The following is a 20,656-nucleotide window of genomic DNA, read 5'->3' on the forward strand; positions in this document are numbered from 1 at the left end:
ATTAACAATTGATGATTTTGCCAACAATGCAATTCGCGCGATATACTGAAAACACTCGCAGCAACTGAACTTAAGCCTATGAAATACGATACCTCCGAGCTTTGTGACATCTACCAGGAAGATGTGAACGTCGTAGAACCGCTGTTTTCCAACTTTGGAGGACGGTCGTCGTTTGGCGGACAAATCATTACGGTGAAATGTTTTGAGGACAACGGGTTGCTGTACGATCTGCTCGAACAAAACGGCCGTGGACGCATTCTGCTGGTTGATGGTGGCGGCTCCGTGCGTCGCGCATTAGTTGATGCGGAACTTGCCCGTCTCGCCACCCAGAACGAGTGGGAAGGCATTGTGGTCTATGGCGCGGTACGTCAGGTGGATGACCTTGAAGAGTTGGACATCGGCATTCAGGCGATTGCGGCCATTCCGGTAGGTGCCGCAGGTGAAGGCATTGGCGAAAGCGACGTGCGCGTCAATTTCGGCGGCGTGACCTTCTTCTCCGGCGACCATCTCTATGCCGATAACACCGGCATTATCCTCTCTGAAGATCCGCTGGATATCGAGTAGAAAAAGAAGGCCATCTGTTTTAAGGAGATGGCCTTCTATTTTAATTATCTTTATTCGTATCGTAATGAGTGATATGTAGTTCAAACATCCCTTTCTTTTCCTCTACCGCTATGCTCATTGTTGCATGACGATCCTGATAGTTATCAATATAAGCTTCAAGCTTTTCGTGCTTCCTCTGAAGTTCACTCTTTTGGATACCGGTGAAAGTGAGTGTACTGATCTGCAAACCACTTCCTTCAACGGTTTGCTTCGTGAAGTACCAGTTCTCTGTGATCCTTGGTGCATCCTTCAGTGGTTTCGGTGTTAATAAGTAATATTGAATTAGATTGCCTTGTTTATAATATTCATCGGAAAATATTCTGGTCATTATTAAGGAATAGAGCACGGCCATCAGAACGAATAGAAAAACGATGATATGCCTACATTTCATATACGAACCTCCCTAACGACGGAAGGATCAGATACTGGCACAATAGAATCCATAAATGCAGGCAAATGGCCCGGGAATGGTTGGTGTTTTAGACTTTTATCTTCAGGGTCTGGAAACAGTAAGGGAAGTACACTTTTATTTTTAAATTGCCCAACAGGGCCATAGTAATCCCAGATGCGATAAGCTTTCTCTTTGGAACAAATGTCCAGGAAGGGGGTATAATCTGCATAGTTAACGGCCTGGCAAAAACCAAAAAGATTAGAAACCAAATCTTCTGCGCTGTATCCGCTATCCGTAATCAGAATATAGGGCCAAAAACCCTGCAAGGATTCAAAGCCGTGAGAAGTACTCATAAAAATGGATAAGGCCACACCTCTTAAAACCTCATCGCTTAAGCCTCTACGCACTAAAAAGCGTCTGTATATCCCGGTTGTGGCATTTAATCCTACGATTTTTCTGGACATGCTTTGATGATAATGAATTTCAAACCAGTCGGTGGCGTCTCTGCCAGGCATTATCATTTGTTGCCATAATCGTTCAGCGCCGGAGGGATTTGCGTGTCCTAAGTCAATCCATCCCAGATTTTCCGTATAAATGAGGCCTGATGGAGTATTACGGGTAATGTATCGGTCAGAATTATCAATAATCTCGCTTCGCTTTGTCATCTCGCATTCCTTGTGAGTAACATGTTGAGCGATCTTATTCCCGCAACATAAAAAAGGCATCCCTTGTGGATGCCTTTTTCAGGAATTCGGAATCAGACCTCTTCCATGCGCCCGAGCAGGGCATGCAGACGATCCTGCCAGCCGTTCTGCTGTTCGCGCAGCTGGTGGTTTTCACGCTCCAGCTCTTCACGTCCGTGCTGAGCAGTCTGAATTTCCTGCGACAGCGCGTTGTTTTTTTCTTTCAGCTCTTCGATTTCCATCTGCAGCAGGGTGATGGTATCAATCGCCTGCTGTACTTTCGATTCCAGTTTCTCAAACACTTCTAACGACATAATGCTACCTCTCCTGAATTTGCAAGGCGACGCTTGACGTAAACGCGCACAACACCTGGTGTCGATTGTATGGAGCCCCGCCCTCCCTGTCCAGCGGCAGACCGCGCAGATTGCGGTTTGCAACACTTTTCAGTCTCCTCCTGGTGCGTTTGTGCCATATACCCCTAAATTGTTAACACTTTAGTTAATAGAAAGCTTACTCCCCCTTTCGCTTACAGCAATTCTTGCCCGCTTTATGGCGCGTTATCGCTCATTTTGTTGACGCGGCACACACATTTTAAGTTCGATATTTCTCGTTTTTGTTCGTTAACGATAAATTAACACTATGTCTACAGGACATCGTGCCGGTCATGGCGACCGTCGCGCCAACAATAACCATTAATCATTTTCAGGATCCGATTATGAGTGAAACATCAACCTTAAAAGGCCAATGCATCGCAGAGTTCCTGGGTACTGGGTTGTTGATTTTCTTTGGCGTAGGATGTGTGGCTGCACTGAAAGTGGCGGGTGCCAGTTTCGGTCAGTGGGAAATCAGTGTGATCTGGGGTCTGGGCGTGGCGATGGCTATCTACCTGACGGCGGGTGTTTCGGGTGCGCACCTCAACCCTGCGGTCACCATCGCGCTGTGTCTGTTTGCCTGCTTCGACAAACGCAAGGTTGTGCCTTTTATTGTGGCGCAGTTTGCTGGTGCGTTTTGTGCAGCGGCGTTAGTTTACGGGCTCTATTACAATCTGTTTATCGACTTCGAGCAGACGCACCATATGGTGCGTGGCAGTACCGAAAGCCTTGAACTGGCGGGGATCTTCTCCACCTATCCGAACCCGCACATTAACTTTGTGCAGGCCTTCGCGGTAGAGATGGTGATCACCGCCATCCTGATGGGTACCATCCTGGCGCTGACCGATGACGGCAACGGCATTCCGCGCGGTCCGCTGGCGCCGCTGCTGATTGGCCTGCTGATTGCGGTGATCGGCGCATCGATGGGGCCACTGACCGGTTTCGCCATGAACCCGGCGCGCGACATCGGTCCGAAAGCCTTCGCCTTTATTGCCGGATGGGGTGACGTGGCCTTCACCGGTGGCAAAGATATTCCTTATTTCCTGGTGCCGCTGTTCGGCCCTATTGTAGGTGCTGCGCTGGGTGCCTTCGGCTATCGTAAATTGATTGGCCGCCACCTGCCATGTGACACCTGTGTCGTCGAAGAGGCCGAAGAGAAGGAAACCACCTCTGGCGCACACCAAAACGCTTCGCTGTAATCTGACTACGGGACCACAACTATGACCGACAAAAAATATATCGTTGCGCTCGACCAGGGCACGACCAGCTCCCGCGCTGTCGTTATGGATCATGACGCGAACATCGTCAGCGTGTCACAGCGCGAATTCGAGCAAATCTACCCTCGTCCAGGCTGGGTTGAACACGACCCAATGGAGATCTGGGCGTCACAAAGCTCAACGCTGGTAGAAGTACTGGCGAAAGCTGATATCAGTTCCGACGAGATTGCGGCGATTGGCATCACCAACCAGCGTGAAACGGCCATCGTCTGGGAACGCGAAACCGGTAAGCCGATTTACAACGCCATTGTCTGGCAGTGCCGCCGTACAGCGGACATCTGCGAGAAGCTCAAGCGCGACGGCATGGAAGAGTACGTGCGCAGCGCCACCGGCCTGGTGGTGGACCCCTACTTCTCCGGCACCAAGGTGAAATGGATCCTCGACCATGTCGAAGGCTCCCGCGAGCGGGCAAAACGCGGCGAACTGCTGTTCGGTACCGTAGATACCTGGCTTATCTGGAAGATGACTCAGGGGCGCGTTCACGTCACCGATTACACCAACGCCTCGCGCACCATGCTGTTTAACATCCACGATCTGGACTGGGATGACAAAATGCTGGACGCACTGGACATCCCGCGCGCCATGCTGCCGCAGGTGCGTAAGTCGTCTGAAGTTTACGGTCAGACCAACATCGGCGGTAAAGGCGGCACCCGTATTCCTATCGCCGGGATCGCCGGTGACCAGCAGGCAGCGCTGTTTGGCCAGCTGTGCGTAAAAGAGGGGATGGCGAAGAACACCTACGGCACCGGCTGCTTTATGCTGATGAACACCGGCGAGAAGGCGGTGAAATCGGAGCATGGCCTGCTGACCACCATCGCCTGCGGCCCACGCGGCGAGGTGAATTACGCCCTGGAGGGCGCGGTGTTTATGGCAGGCGCGTCCATTCAGTGGCTGCGCGATGAGATGAAACTGATCAGCGACGCCTTCGACTCGGAATATTTCGCCACCAAGGTGAAAGACACCAACGGCGTGTACGTCGTGCCGGCCTTTACCGGCCTGGGCGCCCCCTACTGGGACCCCTACGCCCGCGGCGCGATTTTCGGCCTGACGCGTGGGGTAAACTCTAATCACATCATCCGCGCCACGCTGGAGTCGATTGCCTTCCAGACCCGCGATGTACTGGAAGCGATGCAGGCCGACTCCGGCATTCGTCTGCACGCCCTGCGCGTGGATGGCGGCGCGGTGGCGAACAACTTCCTGATGCAGTTCCAGTCCGACATTCTGGGTACCCGCGTGGAACGCCCGGAAGTGCGTGAAGTGACGGCGCTGGGTGCGGCCTATCTTGCCGGTCTGGCGGTCGGTTTCTGGCAGAACCTGGACGAACTGCAGGAGAAAGCGGTCATTGAGCGCGAATTCCGTCCGGGCATCGAAACCACCGAGCGTAACTACCGCTACAGTGGCTGGAAGAAAGCCGTGAAACGCGCGCTGGCCTGGGAAGAGCACGACGAATCATAACACCTCCCCCTCACCCCGTCGGGGTGAGGGGTCCAAACCGCCTCCCCCACTCTGTGATAAACTTCGTGCAATTCCTTTTGATTGCACGAGTATCTGATGAAACGTGAACTTGCTATCGAGTTTTCCCGCGTAACCGAAGCCGCCGCTCTGGCAGGCTACAAGTGGCTTGGCCGTGGTGATAAAAATACCGCTGACGGCGCAGCCGTCCATGCCATGCGCATCATGCTTAACCAGGTCAACATCGATGGCACCATCGTGATTGGTGAAGGTGAGATCGACGAAGCGCCCATGCTGTTTATCGGCGAAAAGGTCGGTACCGGCAACGGCGATGCGGTGGATATCGCGGTAGACCCCATTGAAGGCACCCGCATGACCGCTATGGGTCAGGCTAACGCCCTGGCGGTACTCGCTGTGGGCGATAAAGGTACCTTCCTCAACGCGCCCGATATGTATATGGAGAAGCTGATTGTCGGCCCTGGCGCAAAAGGGGTTATCGACCTTAATCTGCCGCTGGCGGAAAACCTGCGTAATATCGCCGCCGCGCTCAATAAGCCGTTGAGCGAACTGACGGTCACCATTCTGGCGAAACCGCGTCACGATGCGGTCATCGCCCAGATGCAGCAGTTAGGCGTGCGCGTCTTTGCCATTCCCGATGGCGACGTGGCGGCCTCCATCCTCACCTGCATGCCGAACAGCGAAGTGGACGTACTGTACGGCATCGGCGGCGCACCGGAAGGGGTGGTTTCTGCTGCGGTCATCCGCGCCCTCGACGGTGATATGCATGGCCGTCTGCTGGCCCGCCATGACGTAAAAGGCGATAGCGAAGAGAACCGCCGCATCGGTGAGCAGGAGCTGGCCCGCTGTGCCGCAATGGGCATCGAGGCCAATACCGTGCTGCGTCTGGATGATATGGCGCGCAGCGATAACGTTATCTTCTCGGCGACCGGCATCACCAAAGGCGATCTGCTGGACGGCATCACCCGCAAAGGCAATATGGCCACCACCGAAACGCTGCTGATCCGCGGTAAGTCACGCACCATCCGCCGCATCCAGTCGATTCACTATCTCGACCGTAAAGATCCGGACGTGCAGACCCACATTCTGTAAAACCGTTTGATCAATTGAGCTTTCCGGCCCGCCCGGGCTGGAAATCTCCCTCTCAGGTAAGGAAGATAGATCCCGAGATCAGTACAGGAGAACATCATGGCAGACTGGGTAACAGGTAAAGTCAAAAAGGTAGAGTTCTGGACCGATGCGCTATTTAGCCTCACCGTTCATGCACCCATCCAGCCTTTCACGGCCGGGCAATTTGCCAAGCTGGGGCTGATGATCGACGGCGAACGCGTGCAGCGCGCCTACTCCTATGTCAACGCGCCGGATAATCCGGATCTCGAGTTCTACCTTGTCACCGTTCCCGATGGCAAACTCAGCCCGCGCCTGGCGGCACTTAAACCCGACGATGAGATCCAGATTGTCAGCGAAGCCGCAGGCTTCTTCGTGCTGGATGAAGTGCCAGACTGCGAGACGCTGTGGATGCTGGCAACCGGTACCGCCATCGGCCCTTACCTGTCGATCCTGCAATACGGGCAGGACCTGGATCGCTTTAAAAATATCGTTCTCGTGCATGCCGCGCGCTACGCCGCAGACCTGAGCTACCTGCCGCTGATGCAGGAACTGCAGAAGCGTTATGAAGGGAAAGTGAAAATCCAGACGGTGGTGAGCCGTGAAACGGTGCCGGGGTCACTCCACGGGCGCGTACCGGCCCTGATTGAAAATGGCGAACTGGAAGCCGCCGTGGGTCTGAAGATGGAGGCCGACACCAGCCACGTGATGCTATGTGGCAACCCGCAAATGGTGCGTGATACCCAACAGCTCCTGAAAGAGACCCGGCAAATGACCAAGCATTTACGCCGTCGGCCGGGCCATATGACCGCAGAACACTACTGGTAATTAGCGGTACTTTACGTCGATCGTATCTTTACCGTATTTATTCTCGCCCTGGGTGCCCACAAACGCGCCCAGGTCGACAATGATCATCACAAAAATAATGGTAGTGATCAGCCTGCCCACTACCCACGGCAGCATGGAGGGCAGCATCGACCAGTTGCCTGCCAGCAGCATCCACGCCAGTATCACCAGCAGTGCCCACAATCCCGAACGTCCACGATCGTGCAGACGTTTTACTAACACCGCCGCGGTCGGCCACAGCAGCGACACCAGCGCGAAGGCTGCCGTCTGGGTGTTCAACCAGGCGTTATTGGCAAAAATAAACAGAGCCAGCATGGCGACAATCCATACGCCAATCCAGATCCAAAAATCACGGCGTCCAATACGCCCTTTGAATGAAAACAACCACTGCTGTATGGTCATGTCAGGTTCCTAAAAGTCATCGCGGCGCGTAGTTTACCCTGGAGTCGCCTCCTTTTGACAAGCCAGCCGGATCCCGTTTTAATCGTGGGCAGTAACATTCAGAGACTTTATTGATGAAGATGTGGTTTCACCTTATTTGGCTGGGTTTAACGCTGTTAAGCGCAAGCGCACCTCTGCGTGCTGCTGAGACTTCCGTATCGGCTACCGCACCCTATGTGATGCCGGGCGCGCCGACCTTTGATCAGTCGATCAGCCTGTTCCGTGAAGCCTTCAATCAGGACAATCCAAAGCTGCCGCTCAATGAGTTTCGCTCCATTGATGGCACCCGCGACACCCCGAACCTGACCCGGGCTGCCAGCAAAATTAATGAGAATTTGTACGCCTCGACGGCGCTTGAGCGCGGAACCCTCAAAATCAAAAGTATGCAGATTACCTGGCTGCCGATTCAGGGGCCGGAGCAGAAAGCCGCCAAAGCCAAAGCGCTGGAGTATATGAGCGCCATTTTACGGGCCTTTACCCCTGCCCTGACCAAAGCGCAAAGCCAGCAAAAGCTGCAAAAGCTCCTCACAGCCGGTAAAAACAAGCGTTATTACGCCGAAACGGAAGGCGCGGTTCGCTATGTTGTGGCAGATAACGGCGAAAAGGGGCTGACCTTCGCTGTTGAACCGATTAAGCTGGCGCTATCTGAGGCACTCGGCGGGTCGAATTAATGACAAAAAGCAAAGCCTTTCGAGGGAAAATCTCTATACTGATTCACAGACCATGCTGCCCTGTCGGGCGGCCATATTCCTTAATTCGCTCTTGAGCGTGGAGAATTGAAATGCGACATCCTTTAGTGATGGGTAACTGGAAACTGAACGGCAGCCGCCACATGGTAAACGAGCTGGTAACTAACCTGCGTAAAGAGCTGGCTGGTGTGACTGGCTGTGCTGTTGCTATCGCTCCGCCGGACATGTACCTGGATATGGCTAAGAAAGCGGCTGACGGCAGCCACATCGTTCTGGGTGCCCAGAACGTTGACGTTAACCTGTCTGGCGCGTTCACCGGTGAAACCTCCGCTGAAATGCTGAAAGATATCGGCGCAAAATACATCATTATTGGCCACTCTGAGCGTCGTACCTACCACAAAGAGTCCGACGAGTTCATCGCCAAGAAATTCGCTGTGCTGAAAGAGCAGGGTCTGATCCCGGTTCTGTGCATCGGTGAAACCGAAGCAGAAAACGAAGCGGGCAAAACCGAAGAAGTCTGCGCACGTCAGATCGACGCAGTCCTGACCACTCAGGGCGCAAGCGCGTTCGAAGGTGCGGTCATTGCTTACGAGCCAGTATGGGCGATCGGTACCGGCAAATCTGCCACCCCAGCACAAGCTCAGGCCGTTCACAAATTCATCCGTGACCACATTGCGAAAGCCGACGCGAAAGTGGCTGAGCAAGTGATCATCCAGTACGGCGGTTCCGTAAACGCATCTAACGCAGCAGAGCTGTTCACCCAGCCGGACATCGACGGCGCGCTGGTTGGCGGCGCATCCCTGAAAGCAGACGCTTTCGCGGTGATCGTTAAAGCAGCAGAAGCAGCGAAACAGGCGTAAGAGCCTTTGTGGCGGGTGGCGCTTCGCTGACCCGCCCTACGATACTCCAGGCCCGGTAAGCGCCAGCGCTACCGGGCTTTTTTACAGCCGTCCCAGCAGGCTAAACCACAGATAATCCAGCGGCAATAGCACCAGATAGGTTGCCACCGCCAGCGCCAGACAGAGCAGCATCCCCGCCCGTGCAGGCACCCTTCCCAGTCCCATCGCCACCACAATCGGCGACGCCTGATACGGCAGCAGCGGCGTGGAATACCCCAGCACCTGAATCATAATCACCGACAGCAGCGGAAAGCCGGTGGCGTCCGAGAAGCTTTGCGCCAGGGTGGTATACAGCGCCGGTACGCCGTTGGCGGTCATAATGAAATTCAGGGCGGTGGTGATGCCGGTCAGGGCCAGGAAACTGGTGAACGGCGCATCGGCATCCAGGGGCATTACCCGCATCAGCGCTTCGCCCACCGCACTGCCAATACCGGTTTGCGTCACGGTGATCGCCAGCCCGAGAATACCCGCCACATAAATACAGGTGCGCATGTTCACCCCGGCCGAGAACTCCTCCCCGGTGATAAAGCCGACCCGCGGCAGCATTACCACAATCGACGCCGCAAGCCCGGTCCATGCCGGTCCAATGCCGTGCCAGCTTTCAGTTACCCACATCACCAGCACCACCGCCAGCAGCCAGGCGAGGCGTTTTTCGTCGCGGCCCATCGGCTCCGGCGGAGTCAAATCCTTCGCCGGTTTTGGCGCGCCGGGGAACAGCCAGCAGATCAGGCCGATCAGGATCAGACCCTTGAGAATACCCAGCACAGGCGTGTGCAGCAGCAGGTACGGAACATAGTTAAGATGGATGCCGTACGAGCCTTCCGCCGCCCCGCTCATCACCAGATTAGGTACGTTGGCCGGAAGGATGGTGGCCGATAGCTGGAAGGTGCCAAACCCCACCGCCAGCGCCAGGCCGAACCACGCCCGCGTACCGTCCGCAATGCCCGCCCGCTTCGCCATCGCCGCCACGATGGGCATCAGCAGCGCGATGCGCCCCATGTTGGAGGGCATCACAAACGCCAGCGCATAGGTGAGCAGCACTACGCTTGCCACCATCAGCGGCCAGGAGTCGGTCAGCCTGGCCGACAGCGCCCGCGCCGCCCTGTCCGCCAGCCCGGTTTTGCGGATCGCCACCCCCAACACAAATCCGCTGAACACCAGCCAGAATGCTGACGAGGCAAAACCGCCAAAAATCACCTCCGGCGGGGCAATACGCGCGATCATCGCCGCAGTAAAGAACAGCAGCGCGGTGAGGAATTCCGGCAGCAGCGAGGTGGCCCACAGAATGATAGTGACGACGATAATCAGCGAGGGCAGAAACAGCGGGTGAGTGAACCAGAGCGACATGCCTGTCTCCTGTAGAATTTTTCAGCAAGTCTACGGCGACAGGCAGGACGAGTAAACGCTATTTATGGTGGGGTTCATTCAGGATAGTGCATTGATGATCCTGTAATTCCTCAGCGGAAGCGAGGTTAAACGTCAGCAGGTTGCGCTCGGTTGCCAACAGGATAAACGATCCGTCCGCCTGCTGCGCCATCGCCAGCGCAAAGCGTCCCATATGGTCGCGCGCTTCCGGCAGCTCTTCTGCCAGCATCATAAACGGGCTGCGTTTCACCAGCTCCGCTTCCGTCACCCGACGCGCCAGGTATTCATTCCCCTCCAGTCCGCCGGGGAACGGCAGCCACTGGGTGCTGATTTGCCCCTGACTGGCATTGAGCTTCTCGCGCACGTCCGGGCGCAGGCAGGAGATATGGATATGAAAATGATTTTGCGTGCGACCGGTCGGGGAGTTGATGGTCAGTGAAACTGCACTGTCGGGTACGTTGCTTCCCCGCTTCATGCTCATAAAGTGGCGCGACTGCCACGCCAGCCAGAAGAAATTGGGCGTCTGAGCCTCGGTCAGAAGCGGGCTTTCGGTACCGTTGATGCGGTACGTGGGCATCAGCAGATATTGCAGCGGCCCGTTGCGATCTTTAAACACCACATATCCCGCCTCCGTTTTTACCAGCGCACAGGGCGACGGGTTACGGTTCTGCATCTGACCAGGCACACACTGGTCGAGAACGATATGCCGCAATGCGTTTGGGTTACCCGCTTTCAGCCAGAACCCGACACCTGCCGCGAGCGCAATCACAACCAGTACCAGCACGATTATTTTTTTCACAGCGCATTCCCTGTATCCACCTGACGCCAAAGAGTAACGCATAAAAATGAACAAATAAAAAACCCGGTGGATTTCTCACACCGGGTCCCGTGTCGTTCTTCAAAAAATACTTAACGCTTGCTGATCTGATCGAAGGTGCCGCCATTCGAGAAGTGATCTTTCTGCGCTTTCGTCCAGCCGCCGAAGACCTCATCGATAGTGAAGAGCTTCAGTTTCGGGAAGGCGTTCTCATACTTCTTCGCCACCGCCTCATCACGTGGACGGTAGAAATTCTTCGCGGCGATCTCCTGGCCTTCCGGGGAGTAAAGGTATTTCAGGTAGGCTTCCGCCACGGCCTGGGTGCCTTTCTTATCCACTACTTTATCGACAACGGAGACGGTTGGCTCAGCCAGAATGGATTCGCTTGGGGTGACAATTTCAAATTTGTCTTTACCCAGTTCGTTCGTCGCCAGCAGCGCTTCGTTTTCCCACGCAATCAGCACATCACCAATGCCGCGTTCAACGAAGGTGTTGGTTGCGCCACGCGCGCCGGAGTCCAGCACTTCGACGTTTTTGAACAGCGCTTTCACGAAATCCTGCGCTTTGGCCTGATCGCCATTGTTCTGGTGCAGGGCGTAGCCCCAGGCTGCCAGGTAGTTCCAGCGTGCGCCGCCAGAGCTTTTTGGGTTTGGAGTGATGACCGATACGCCCGGCTTAACCAGATCGTTCCAGTCATGGATCTGTTTCGGGTTACCTTTGCGGACCAGGAAAACGATGGTGGAGGTATACGGCGCGGAGTTGTCCGGCAGGCGTTTGATCCAGTTTTTATCGATACGGCCGCGTTCCGCGATAGCGTCCACGTCGTATGCCAGCGCCAGGGTCACGACGTCGGCTTCAATGCCGTTAATCACCGAGGTCGCCTGCTTGCCGGAGCCACCATGGGACTGGCGGATCACGACGTTATCGCCGGTTTCCTGTTTCCAGTGTGCGGCGAACGCTTTGTTGTACTGCTCGTACAGTTCACGCGTCGGATCGTAAGACACGTTCAGTAACTGAATATCCTTTGCCAGAATGCTGGTCGATGCCAGCAATAACGTTAAACCCACGCCCCATTTATTCATCGCCCAACTCTCTTAATGTTGTGTTTGATGAGTGCAGGGTGCCAGAAAGCGAACCAATGATTAAAGAATAAAAAAAGATTGGCTATAACATAGGGGAATAAAAAGAGGGGATAAGGGCACAAAAAAGCCGGGTGGCAGCTACGCTTTACCCGGCCTACGAACCATGCTTTTGTAGGCCCGGTCAGCGCAGCGCCACCGGGCAACAGCCGCCGATCAGTACAGCTTTTTCGCGCACTCCAGCCAGTCACCTTTGAATGGACGCTTCATATTTTCAATAGCGTCGATGATGTCATGGTGAACCAGTTTTTCGTTCTGAATGCCGACGCAACGACCGCCAAAGCCCTGCTGCAGCAGTTCAATCGCGTAAGCGCCCATACGGGATGCCAGGATACGGTCGTAAGGACCCGGAGAGCCACCACGCTGGATGTGGCCAAGAACGGTCGCGCGGGTTTCGCGTTTGGTTTCGGCTTCAATGTACTTCGCCAGCTCGTCAACGTCGCAGATGTGCTCGGTGATGGCAACGATGGCGTGTTTCTTACCTTTGGCGATACCGGCTTTGATTTCTGCCACCAGATCTTCACGGCTGAATTCCACTTCCGGCACCACGATGAACTCACAGCCGCCCGCAATCGCCGCCGCCAGGGTCAGGTCGCCACAGTAGCGGCCCATCACTTCGACGATAGAGATACGCTGGTGAGAAGAAGAGGTGTCGCGCAGACGGTCAATCGCCTCTACAACGGTGCCCAGCGCAGTGAAGTAACCGATGGTGTAGTCGGTGCCTTTGATGTCGTTGTCGATGGTGCCTGGCAGACCGATGCATGGGAAGCCCATTTCAGTCAGGCGTTTTGCCCCCATGTAGGAACCGTCACCGCCGATAACAACCAGCGCGTCCAGGCCGCGTTTTTTCATGTTCTCGATAGCCACTTCACGGATGCGCTCATCGCGGAATTCCGGGAAACGCGCGGAGCCCAGGAAGGTACCGCCACGGTTAATCATGTCGGACACGCTGTAGCGGTCGAGCTGCACCATACGATCTTCATACAGGCCCAGATAACCGTCATAGATACCAAAAACTTCCAGACCTTCCGTCAACGCTGCGCGCACTACACCACGAATTGCTGCGTTCATGCCGGGCGCATCACCGCCGCTTGTCAACACACCGATTTTCTTAATCATGACTACCTCTGAACTTAGGAATGCAAAAATGAAATCTGTTGCCGGAAGACGTCCTATCGACCAACGAATAGTGCAAATAGTATATCAATCACTTCCCGCTGAATTGATTCAGGTCAGACCAAATGGCGGTTATTTTTCCACAAAATGCTGCCCCGGTTCACTTTTTTACAACGAATTACGAAAGCCCAAAATGTCCAGTACCTGGCTTAGGCACGACTGAGCAGGGATCCTGGTGAATAATGACATCTGACCCCGGGAAACGCTGCAAAATCGCCTGTTCAACCTGTTCCGCCACCAGATGGGCCTGAACGAGCGGCAGGTTATCTTCCATTTCTAAATGAATCTGAATAAAGCGGGTCGGCCCTGACTGCCGCGTGCGAAGATCGTGAGCGCCGCTGACGCCGGGCCAGGAGGTCACAATTTCAAAGATTTCATGCCGTTCTGCGTCTGGCAGTGCGCGATCGAGCAGGGATTGCACCGCATCGTACCCCATACGCAACGCACTGTATAAAATATAGAATCCAATCCCTAACGCAAATAACGCATCGGCCCGGTGCCAGCCATACCAGGCCAGACCGAGCGCAATAAGAATCGCACCGTTCATCATAACATCAGACTGATAATGAAGCATATCTGCCCGTACCGCCTGACTCTGCGTTTTACGCACCACCCAGCGCTGGAACGTTACCAGAACTAATGTGCTTATAAGTGCAATAACGGTTACCACCACGCCGACGCCCGGATCTTTCATCGGCGACGGGGTATACAGATGCTGAATGCCGGTCAAAAAGAGGAACAGCGCTGAACCCGAAATAAACATGCTTTGCGCCAGTGCCGCCAGCGACTCCGCTTTACCATGACCAAAGGTATGCTCTTCGTCTGCCGGCTGTAACGAGTAACGCACCACCCACAGGTTCGTCACCGAGGCGGCAATATCCACCAGGGAGTCCACCAGCGCCGCCAGAATACTGACCGAACCGGTATACCACCACGCGAAGATTTTAATGACTAACAGGCACGACGCCATGACCGTCGCGGCGATTGCGGCCCGGCTCACCAGCCGTCCATAGGATTGATTCATAAACACTCCTGTCACGCTATGCCGCTAGTATAACGGATGCAGAGGAGTCAATAAGATGAATAAACGGTTAACGCATTTTAATGATGGGCAAAAAAAACCCCCACATCATGTGGGGGAAGACAGGGATGGTGTCTATGGCAAGGAAAACAGGGTTTACTGGTTACTACGGGTGTTGCTACTAAAAAGCGTCGATTCAGCGTTCTTCTGCATCCGTGCAACCTCGCGCAACTGGTCCATACGTTGCTGGTGTTTCTGGTTCAAAACCGCTTGCTGCTCTGGCGTTAGCAGGTGAAACATCTGGTTGCGGACCCGGGCCATTTCGACCTGGCGGGCAACCTGTTCCTGCGCCATTTTGTTTGCCTGAGCGCGCACAGCGTTTTCGTCAAAATTTTCTGCGGTGACAAGGCGGTGCATTGTCTCCATTTCGCTAACATTAACAGGGGGCTGGTCATGACGAGCCCGCTGCATCAGATCTCGCATCTGTTGACGCTGATGTTCGGTTAAACTTATGCCGTCGAACATATGGCCCTGGCCACTCTGCTGCGCGATGCCCTCCGATGAAGGACGGTTATCGCCGGTGATGACTCCAGCCGCCTGGCTAAATGCACTAAACGCCAGCGTTGAGGCCATGACGGCAGCGGTAACTATGCGCATCACTTACTCCCAAAATCTTTCGTGTCGCGATTCAACGAGAACCAGTCTACGATTCAGGCTGCAAACATGCGTCAGGGGGTGTAAAACAACGTAAAGTCATGGATTAGATAGCCTTGATGACGTAATTTCTGCCTCGGAGGTATTTAAACAATGAATAAAATCCTGTTAGTTGATGATGACCGAGAGCTGACATCCCTTTTAAAGGAGTTGCTCGACATGGAAGGCTTTGACGTGTCGGTTGCCCATGATGGGGAGCAGGCGCTGAGCCTACTCGACGATAGCATCGACTTGCTTTTGCTCGACGTCATGATGCCGAAGAAAAATGGTATCGACACCCTTAAAGAGCTGCGCCAGACACACCAGACCCCCGTTATTATGCTGACCGCGCGCGGCAGCGAACTTGACCGCGTGCTCGGCCTTGAGCTGGGCGCTGATGACTATCTGCCAAAACCGTTTAACGACCGCGAGCTGGTGGCGCGTATTCGGGCGATCCTGCGCCGTTCGCACTGGAGCGAGCAGCAGCAGAACACCGACAACGGTTCCCCTACCCTGGAAGTGGACTCCCTGAGCCTCAATCCAGGCCGCCAGGAAGCGAGCTTTGACGGCCAGGCGCTGGAGCTGACCGGCACCGAATTCACCCTGCTTTACCTGCTGGCGCAGCATCTGGGCCAGGTGGTATCGCGTGAACATCTGAGCCAGGAAGTGCTGGGTAAACGGCTGACGCCGTTCGATCGCGCCATTGATATGCACATCTCGAACCTGCGCCGTAAGCTGCCGGAGCGCAAAGATGGTCACCCGTGGTTTAAAACCCTGCGTGGACGCGGCTATCTGATGGTTTCCGCTTCATGATAGGTAGCTTAACCGCCCGCATCTTCGCCATTTTCTGGCTGACGCTGGCACTGGTTTTAATGCTGGTTTTGATGTTGCCAAAACTCGACTCACGCCAGATGACGGAGCTCCTCGACAGCGAGCAACGTCAGGGTGTGATGATCGAGCAACACGTAGAAGCAGAGCTGGCCACCGATCCACCCAATGATTTGATGTGGTGGCGCAGGCTGTTTCGCGCTATCGAAAAATGGGCGCCTCCCGGACAACGCCTGCTGCTGGTGACCAGCGAAGGTCGCGTGATTGGTGCGGACCGCAATGAAATGCAGATCATCCGTAACTTCATTGGCCAGGCAGATAACGCCGATCACCCGCAAAAGAAAAAATATGGTCGGGTAGAGATGGTGGGGCCGTTCTCCGTCAATGACGGGGAGGATAATTACCAGCTCTACCTGATCCGCCCGGCGAGCAGCTCCCAGTCCGACTTTATCAACCTGCTGTTTGACCGCCCGCTGCTGCTGCTGATTGTCACCATGCTGGTGAGTTCACCGCTGTTGTTGTGGCTCGCATGGAGCCTGGCGAAGCCGGCGCGCAAACTGAAAAACGCCGCGGATGAAGTGGCGCAGGGCAACCTGCGACAGCACCCGGAACTGGAAGCCGGGCCGCAGGAGTTCCTGGCGGCAGGGGCCAGCTTTAACCAGATGGTGACGGCGCTGGAGCGGATGATGACCACCCAGCAGCGTCTGCTCTCTGATATCTCCCACGAGCTGCGTACCCCGCTGACGCGTCTGCAACTGGGCACCGCCCTGCTGCGCCGCCGCAGTGGTGAGAGCAAGGAGCTGGAGCGTATCGAAACGGAAGCCCACCGTCTGGACAGCATGATCAACGACCTGCTGGTGATGTCGCGCAATCAGCAGAAAAACGCGCTGGTCAGCGAAACGATGAAGGCTAACCACCTCTGGGGTGAAGTGCTGGATAACGCCGCCTTCGAAGCGGAGCAGATGGGTAAATCGTTCACCGTTAATTTCCCGCCGGGCCCATGGCCGCTGTACGGTAACCCGAATGCGCTGGAAAGCGCGCTGGAGAATATCGTCCGTAACGCCCTGCGCTATTCGCATACCAAAATCGAGGTGGCGTTCTCGGTGGATAAAGACGGCATTACCATTAACGTGGATGACGATGGTCCTGGCGTCAGCCCGGAAGATCGCGAGCAGATTTTCCGTCCGTTCTACCGTACTGACGAAGCCCGCGACCGTGAATCTGGCGGCACCGGGCTGGGTCTGGCGATTGTCGAAACCGCCATTCAGCAGCATCGCGGTTGGGTGAAAGCGGACGACAGCCCGCTGGGTGGGTTGCGTTTAACCCTCTGGCTGCCGTTGTATAAACGTTCGTAGTTATTATGCCGGGTGGCGGCTTCGCCTTACCCGGCCTGGTTTCCCCACAATCTCCGCGAATTATTCTCGATCTTCCCGCTTAAACGCCGTTTCTGCATGGTTCTGGTCCAGCTTGTTGACAGGCCCGCCGCCGCCAGCAAATGCTGATACTGTTCGTCGTCAAACGGCATATGCCAGGCGATAGCGCAGGCATCATGTACCGATACGTCGCTCAGGCGTGACACCAGCTCCAGGGGCGCATCCGCCGATACCTGCCCTGCCAGCACCACCCGATAGAGCCAGCCGGTTTTCGCCGCGTTCTGCATCTGCGTAGCCATATCGCTGATGCCGAAATGGAAGTTGAGTTTGAAGCACGGCGAGCGCGGCTGGGTCACCTGGATCAGGGCATCCCCCCAGCGAAAGATGTCGCCGATAAAGACGTTCTCCTCCGTCAGCCCCTCGGTTGAGAGGTTTTCGCCAAACGCCGGGGCGACAAAGAGATCGGCCTGAGCGGGAAATTCCCTTGCCCAGTGCTGATAGTGCTCTCGCGGATAGTGGCACAGCGCGCGATCGGGCCCGCCGTGGATCTTCTTTTCCGCCTGCTCGTCACCTGCCAGTCCAAGGTCGGTTAAGGTCAGCTCACCGTCGACCTGCACTTTAGCAATTGCGCTCGGGCGGCTGCCGTCGTAGTCCCTTACCTTGCCTGTAAACACGTTCACCGGGTAATGCATCTCTACTCCTTCAGATACAAAAAAAGCGAGTCATCAGACTCGCTTCTCACAGAAGGCTTTGCAACCTTATTTTTTAGCAGCGAAACGTGCCGCAGCTTCGTCCCAGTTGACGACGTCCCAGAAGGCTTTGATGTAGTCCGGGCGACGGTTCTGGAATTTCAGGTAGTAAGCGTGTTCCCACACGTCCAGGCCCAGGATTGGGAAACCGGATGCGCCAGAGATCGCTTCGCCCATCAGCGGGGAGTCCTGGTTAGCCGTAGAGACTACCGCCAGTTTGTCGCCTTTCAGAACCAGCCACGCCCAGCCGGAGCCGAAACGGGTAGCAGCCGCTTTTTCAAACTCAGCTTTGAAGTTCTCAACGGAGCCGAAGTCGCGCTCGATAGCGGATTTCAGGTCGCCCTGCAGGGTAGTGCCGGTTTTCAGGCCTTTCCAGAACAGGCTGTGGTTAGCATGGCCGCCCGCGTTGTTACGCAGTACGGTTTTCTTGTCGGCTGGCAGTTGATCCAGTTTGGTGATCAGCTCTTCAACCGGCAGGCTCGCGAATTCTGGCAGGCTTTCCAGCGCCGCGTTGGCGTTGTTAATGTAAGTCTGGTGGTGTTTGGTGTGATGGATTTCCATCGTCTGCTTGTCGAAATGCGGCTCCAGGGCGTCGTAAGCGTACGGCAGGGATGGCAGGGTATAGCTCATAATCATCTCCATTATTGTCGGGCGGCAAACGTGTTAATGCCGCGTAAGCAGTTGGTTCATTATAGTTAATTAAATGATATTGAAAATGTTTATCAATGCCGTAGTTTTAATATGGTTATAACTTTTCGTTATGTCACTGATCTGGCGGGGGCTGCGGAGAAGTCAGGGATAGAGCCGGGATTCTATTACGCGGCGTTATGGCTGCGGTGGCGCCACTGAACCGGGGTCATCCCTACTTCGCGGTTAAACACCACCGAGAAGTAGTTGCTGTCCTCAAAGCCGCACTGCATCGCCACTTCGCTGACCATCAGCTCGGTATGTTGCAACAGATACTGGGCGTGACAAATCCGCAGCTGACGCAGATAGTGGTTCACCGTCATGCCGGTCTGGGTGCGAAACTGCTGGCGCAGGGCGCGCTCGCTGCACTGCTCCTGCTCGCAAAACTTCTCCAGCACAAAGCTGCGGTTCAGGCTGCCGGACAGCGCGGTGATGAGCTTATCCAGCAGCGCTTCCGGCTCGCTGGCGGTCGGGTTGTCCGGGGCGTAGCGGTAACGTTTGAGCATGATCGTCAGCTGGGCAAATAGCAGCTCGGCCATGTCGAACGCGTGGGGATCGTTTTTCAGGCTCTCCTGCTCCAGCTGGGCGATCACCGGGCGCACCTGGGCCATACCGTTGCTGCCCAGCCGCCAGTGCGGTGCCCCGCGGGCGTTCATAAAGCCAGGGATGTTGGTACTCCAGTCCACGTTGAGCTTCAGCCGGTCGGGGCAGTAGATGATGTTCTGCAGCACCAGATCGTTCACCGAGGCGTAGGAGTGTTTGTCTTCCGCGCGGATGTAAAACAGGTCACCGCGGGTAATACGGTAGGGGCGATCGTTGAGGATATGCAGGCCGTTGCCGCGCCACACCAGCACCAGCTCGCAGAAATCATGGGTATGTTCGGCAAAGACGTTCTGCGGATAGCGGTCCGCTACCGCGACGGCCTGAGCAGCGGATGCAAAAAAATCGGCTCTGCGAAGAATCAATTGTCCTGCCACGTCACAACCTCACCGGGGAATAACCTGACATTATTACCCGCTTTACGGCAATAAAACGGTGATTTTCCTCGCGTTACTGAAGTGAAGCATCCCGGCCCTGGCGAATATCGCGCGGCGACCAGCTAAATTCCCGGCGAAACAGGGTCGAAAAATGGTTACTGTCGCCGAAACCGCAGCGATAGGCGATGTCCGTGACGCTATCATCGGTATGGCGCAGCAGATGCCGCGCTTTAATCAGCCGCAGCCGGTTGAGGTAGCGCTGCGGCGTCTGCCCGGTGTGCTGTTTAAGCTGGCGATGCAGGGTGCGCAGCGAAAGAGAGAAGTTATCCGCCAGCGTCTCCCAGCAGACATCCTCCGCGTAGTGATCTTCCAGCCAGGCCATCAGCTGGTTGAGGCGGGCGTCGTTATCCGCCGTCCCTTCGACCAGGCTGCCGCGGCGCAGCAGCACCAGCAGCTGCATAAAGAGGATTTCACGGCTGGCGAGGGCGTGGGTCTCCTGCCCCTCTTCAGCCTGCTCCATCTGGCTCACCAGCTGGCGCACCTGTTGCAGCGTGGTCTGGTTCACCCGCCAGTGCGACGGATAGTGCCCGTCCTGCTCCTGGGGCAGCAGCTGATTCAATCCCGACAAAAACTGGAACGCCTCCGGGGAGCGATAGAGCACGTTGGTCAGGCACAGGTTATCGGTATGTTCATACATGTGCCGGTCATGATCGCGCACGAAACACACCGTTCCGCCGCTGATGGTGTACGGCTGGCCGTTGAAGACATGGATACCCGTACCGTGCTCCACGATCACAATCTCATGAAAATCATGATGATGTTCCGGAAAGGCAGCCTGGGGCAGCCGCGGCTCAATCGCCACAGGCGAGTGGCCTGAAGGAAAAAAATCCACGCTGTGCAGTACGGTCATAACGGGTCACCAGATGATAAGAGTTCTCAAAATAGTAATTTAGGGCTCCCCGCCTCACCTTAAATTTTCGACAGCAAATGGCGCAAACCCTGTCGCTTTTTCAAGAAGCGGCGGGAAAGATCTGGAAATGCGGTCACCGTCACA

General features: G+C 55.5%; 23 protein-coding genes. 9 read left to right on the forward strand and 14 right to left on the reverse strand.

What is annotated here, in order from left to right; all coding sequences use genetic code 11:
* The first annotated feature begins 78 nt into the window (after nucleotides 1-78).
* Complete coding sequence (gene rraA, locus C3406_RS22735; RefSeq protein ID WP_103825243.1) at nucleotides 79-564, forward strand: ribonuclease E activity regulator RraA; 486 nt, start codon at nucleotides 79-81, stop codon at nucleotides 562-564.
* A 40-nt stretch (nucleotides 565-604) separates the two neighbouring features.
* On the opposite strand, the gene C3406_RS22740 is transcribed toward rraA, so the two are convergent.
* From C3406_RS22740 to zapB, 3 genes are all read right to left on the reverse strand, one after another.
* The gene (locus C3406_RS22740) at nucleotides 605-994 is read right to left on the reverse strand and encodes a hypothetical protein (RefSeq protein ID WP_103825244.1); all 390 of its coding nucleotides are present in this window, start codon (nucleotides 992-994) and stop codon (nucleotides 605-607) included.
* On the reverse strand, nucleotides 991-1,659 hold the full coding sequence (locus C3406_RS22745) for a hypothetical protein (RefSeq protein ID WP_103825245.1): 669 nt from the start codon (nucleotides 1,657-1,659) through the stop codon (nucleotides 991-993). Before C3406_RS22745 ends, C3406_RS22740 begins: the two co-directional genes overlap by 4 nt.
* A 92-nt stretch (nucleotides 1,660-1,751) precedes the next feature.
* Nucleotides 1,752-1,991 (reverse strand): septal ring assembly protein ZapB, encoded by a 240-nt coding sequence (zapB, locus tag C3406_RS22750; protein WP_103177509.1) that lies wholly within the window; start codon nucleotides 1,989-1,991, stop codon nucleotides 1,752-1,754.
* Between the two features lie 401 nt (nucleotides 1,992-2,392).
* Between zapB and C3406_RS22755 the strand changes: the two genes are divergently transcribed.
* The 4 genes from C3406_RS22755 (at nucleotide 2,393) to fpr (ending at nucleotide 6,730) form a co-directional block, all read left to right on the forward strand.
* Nucleotides 2,393-3,247 (forward strand): MIP/aquaporin family protein, encoded by an 855-nt coding sequence (locus C3406_RS22755; RefSeq protein ID WP_103825246.1) that lies wholly within the window; start codon nucleotides 2,393-2,395, stop codon nucleotides 3,245-3,247.
* 21 nt (nucleotides 3,248-3,268) lie between these two features.
* Nucleotides 3,269-4,780, forward strand: a complete 1,512-nt coding sequence (gene glpK, locus C3406_RS22760; RefSeq protein ID WP_103825247.1) for a glycerol kinase GlpK — start codon at nucleotides 3,269-3,271, stop codon at nucleotides 4,778-4,780.
* A gap of 96 nt (nucleotides 4,781-4,876) precedes the next feature.
* Nucleotides 4,877-5,887 (forward strand): class II fructose-bisphosphatase, encoded by a 1,011-nt coding sequence (gene glpX, locus C3406_RS22765; protein WP_103825248.1) that lies wholly within the window; start codon nucleotides 4,877-4,879, stop codon nucleotides 5,885-5,887.
* Nucleotides 5,888-5,983: 96 nt separating this feature from the next.
* On the forward strand, nucleotides 5,984-6,730 hold the full coding sequence (gene fpr, locus C3406_RS22770) for a ferredoxin--NADP(+) reductase (protein ID WP_103825249.1): 747 nt from the start codon (nucleotides 5,984-5,986) through the stop codon (nucleotides 6,728-6,730).
* On the opposite strand, the gene C3406_RS22775 is transcribed toward fpr, so the two are convergent.
* The gene (locus C3406_RS22775; protein ID WP_103825250.1) at nucleotides 6,731-7,150 is read right to left on the reverse strand and encodes a DUF805 domain-containing protein; all 420 of its coding nucleotides are present in this window, start codon (nucleotides 7,148-7,150) and stop codon (nucleotides 6,731-6,733) included. It lies immediately after the preceding gene.
* Nucleotides 7,151-7,263: 113 nt separating this feature from the next.
* Between C3406_RS22775 and C3406_RS22780 the strand changes: the two genes are divergently transcribed.
* Both C3406_RS22780 and tpiA read left to right on the forward strand, forming a co-directional pair.
* Nucleotides 7,264-7,860, forward strand: coding sequence for a DUF1454 family protein (locus tag C3406_RS22780; RefSeq protein ID WP_103825251.1), 597 nt, complete (start codon nucleotides 7,264-7,266; stop codon nucleotides 7,858-7,860).
* Between the two features lie 110 nt (nucleotides 7,861-7,970).
* Entirely contained in the window at nucleotides 7,971-8,738 is a 768-nt protein-coding gene (tpiA, locus tag C3406_RS22785) for a triose-phosphate isomerase (RefSeq protein WP_103825252.1), read from the forward strand.
* An 81-nt stretch (nucleotides 8,739-8,819) separates the two neighbouring features.
* Here tpiA and C3406_RS22790 read toward each other — a convergent pair whose 3' ends face one another.
* The 6 genes from C3406_RS22790 to cpxP form a co-directional block, all read right to left on the reverse strand.
* Entirely contained in the window at nucleotides 8,820-10,124 is a 1,305-nt protein-coding gene (locus C3406_RS22790) for an SLC13 family permease (protein WP_103825253.1), read from the reverse strand.
* 58 nt (nucleotides 10,125-10,182) lie between these two features.
* Nucleotides 10,183-10,941 (reverse strand): CDP-diacylglycerol diphosphatase, encoded by a 759-nt coding sequence (locus tag C3406_RS22795; protein ID WP_103825254.1) that lies wholly within the window; start codon nucleotides 10,939-10,941, stop codon nucleotides 10,183-10,185.
* 110 nt (nucleotides 10,942-11,051) lie between these two features.
* Nucleotides 11,052-12,041 carry a sulfate ABC transporter substrate-binding protein gene (locus tag C3406_RS22800; RefSeq protein ID WP_103825255.1) on the reverse strand — a complete coding sequence of 330 codons (990 nt, stop codon included), beginning with the start codon at nucleotides 12,039-12,041 and terminating at the stop codon, nucleotides 11,052-11,054.
* 213 nt (nucleotides 12,042-12,254) lie between these two features.
* Nucleotides 12,255-13,217 (reverse strand): 6-phosphofructokinase, encoded by a 963-nt coding sequence (gene pfkA / locus C3406_RS22805; protein WP_103825256.1) that lies wholly within the window; start codon nucleotides 13,215-13,217, stop codon nucleotides 12,255-12,257.
* Nucleotides 13,218-13,392: 175 nt separating this feature from the next.
* Nucleotides 13,393-14,298, reverse strand: coding sequence for a CDF family cation-efflux transporter FieF (gene fieF / locus C3406_RS22810; RefSeq protein WP_103825257.1), 906 nt, complete (start codon nucleotides 14,296-14,298; stop codon nucleotides 13,393-13,395).
* Nucleotides 14,299-14,451: 153 nt separating this feature from the next.
* Entirely contained in the window at nucleotides 14,452-14,952 is a 501-nt protein-coding gene (cpxP, locus tag C3406_RS22820; protein ID WP_103825258.1) for a cell-envelope stress modulator CpxP, read from the reverse strand.
* Nucleotides 14,953-15,102: 150 nt separating this feature from the next.
* On the opposite strand from cpxP, the gene cpxR reads away from it, so the two are divergent.
* Nucleotides 15,103-15,801, forward strand: a complete 699-nt coding sequence (gene cpxR / locus C3406_RS22825; RefSeq protein WP_039032144.1) for an envelope stress response regulator transcription factor CpxR — start codon at nucleotides 15,103-15,105, stop codon at nucleotides 15,799-15,801.
* Nucleotides 15,798-17,171 (forward strand): envelope stress sensor histidine kinase CpxA, encoded by a 1,374-nt coding sequence (cpxA, locus tag C3406_RS22830; RefSeq protein WP_103177523.1) that lies wholly within the window; start codon nucleotides 15,798-15,800, stop codon nucleotides 17,169-17,171. The genes cpxR and cpxA overlap by 4 nt, the downstream gene beginning before the upstream one ends.
* Nucleotides 17,172-17,197: 26 nt before the next feature.
* Here the strand turns inward: cpxA and yiiM are convergent, their stop codons facing one another.
* The 4 genes from yiiM to rhaS form a co-directional block, all read right to left on the reverse strand.
* A complete protein-coding gene (yiiM, locus tag C3406_RS22835) occupies nucleotides 17,198-17,881 on the reverse strand; it encodes a 6-hydroxyaminopurine reductase (RefSeq protein ID WP_103825259.1) in 684 nt (227 codons plus the stop codon).
* A gap of 66 nt (nucleotides 17,882-17,947) precedes the next feature.
* Nucleotides 17,948-18,568, reverse strand: coding sequence for a superoxide dismutase [Mn] (gene sodA, locus C3406_RS22840; protein WP_103825260.1), 621 nt, complete (start codon nucleotides 18,566-18,568; stop codon nucleotides 17,948-17,950).
* A 185-nt stretch (nucleotides 18,569-18,753) separates the two neighbouring features.
* Nucleotides 18,754-19,602, reverse strand: a complete 849-nt coding sequence (gene rhaR, locus C3406_RS22845) for an HTH-type transcriptional activator RhaR (RefSeq protein ID WP_103825261.1) — start codon at nucleotides 19,600-19,602, stop codon at nucleotides 18,754-18,756.
* Nucleotides 19,603-19,675: 73 nt separating this feature from the next.
* Nucleotides 19,676-20,512 (reverse strand): HTH-type transcriptional activator RhaS, encoded by an 837-nt coding sequence (gene rhaS, locus C3406_RS22850; RefSeq protein ID WP_103825262.1) that lies wholly within the window; start codon nucleotides 20,510-20,512, stop codon nucleotides 19,676-19,678.
* Between the last annotated feature and the right edge of the window lie 144 nt (nucleotides 20,513-20,656).

Source organism: Leclercia sp. LSNIH8, assembly GCF_002920195.1.
Classification (GTDB): Bacteria; Pseudomonadota; Gammaproteobacteria; order Enterobacterales; family Enterobacteriaceae; genus Enterobacter.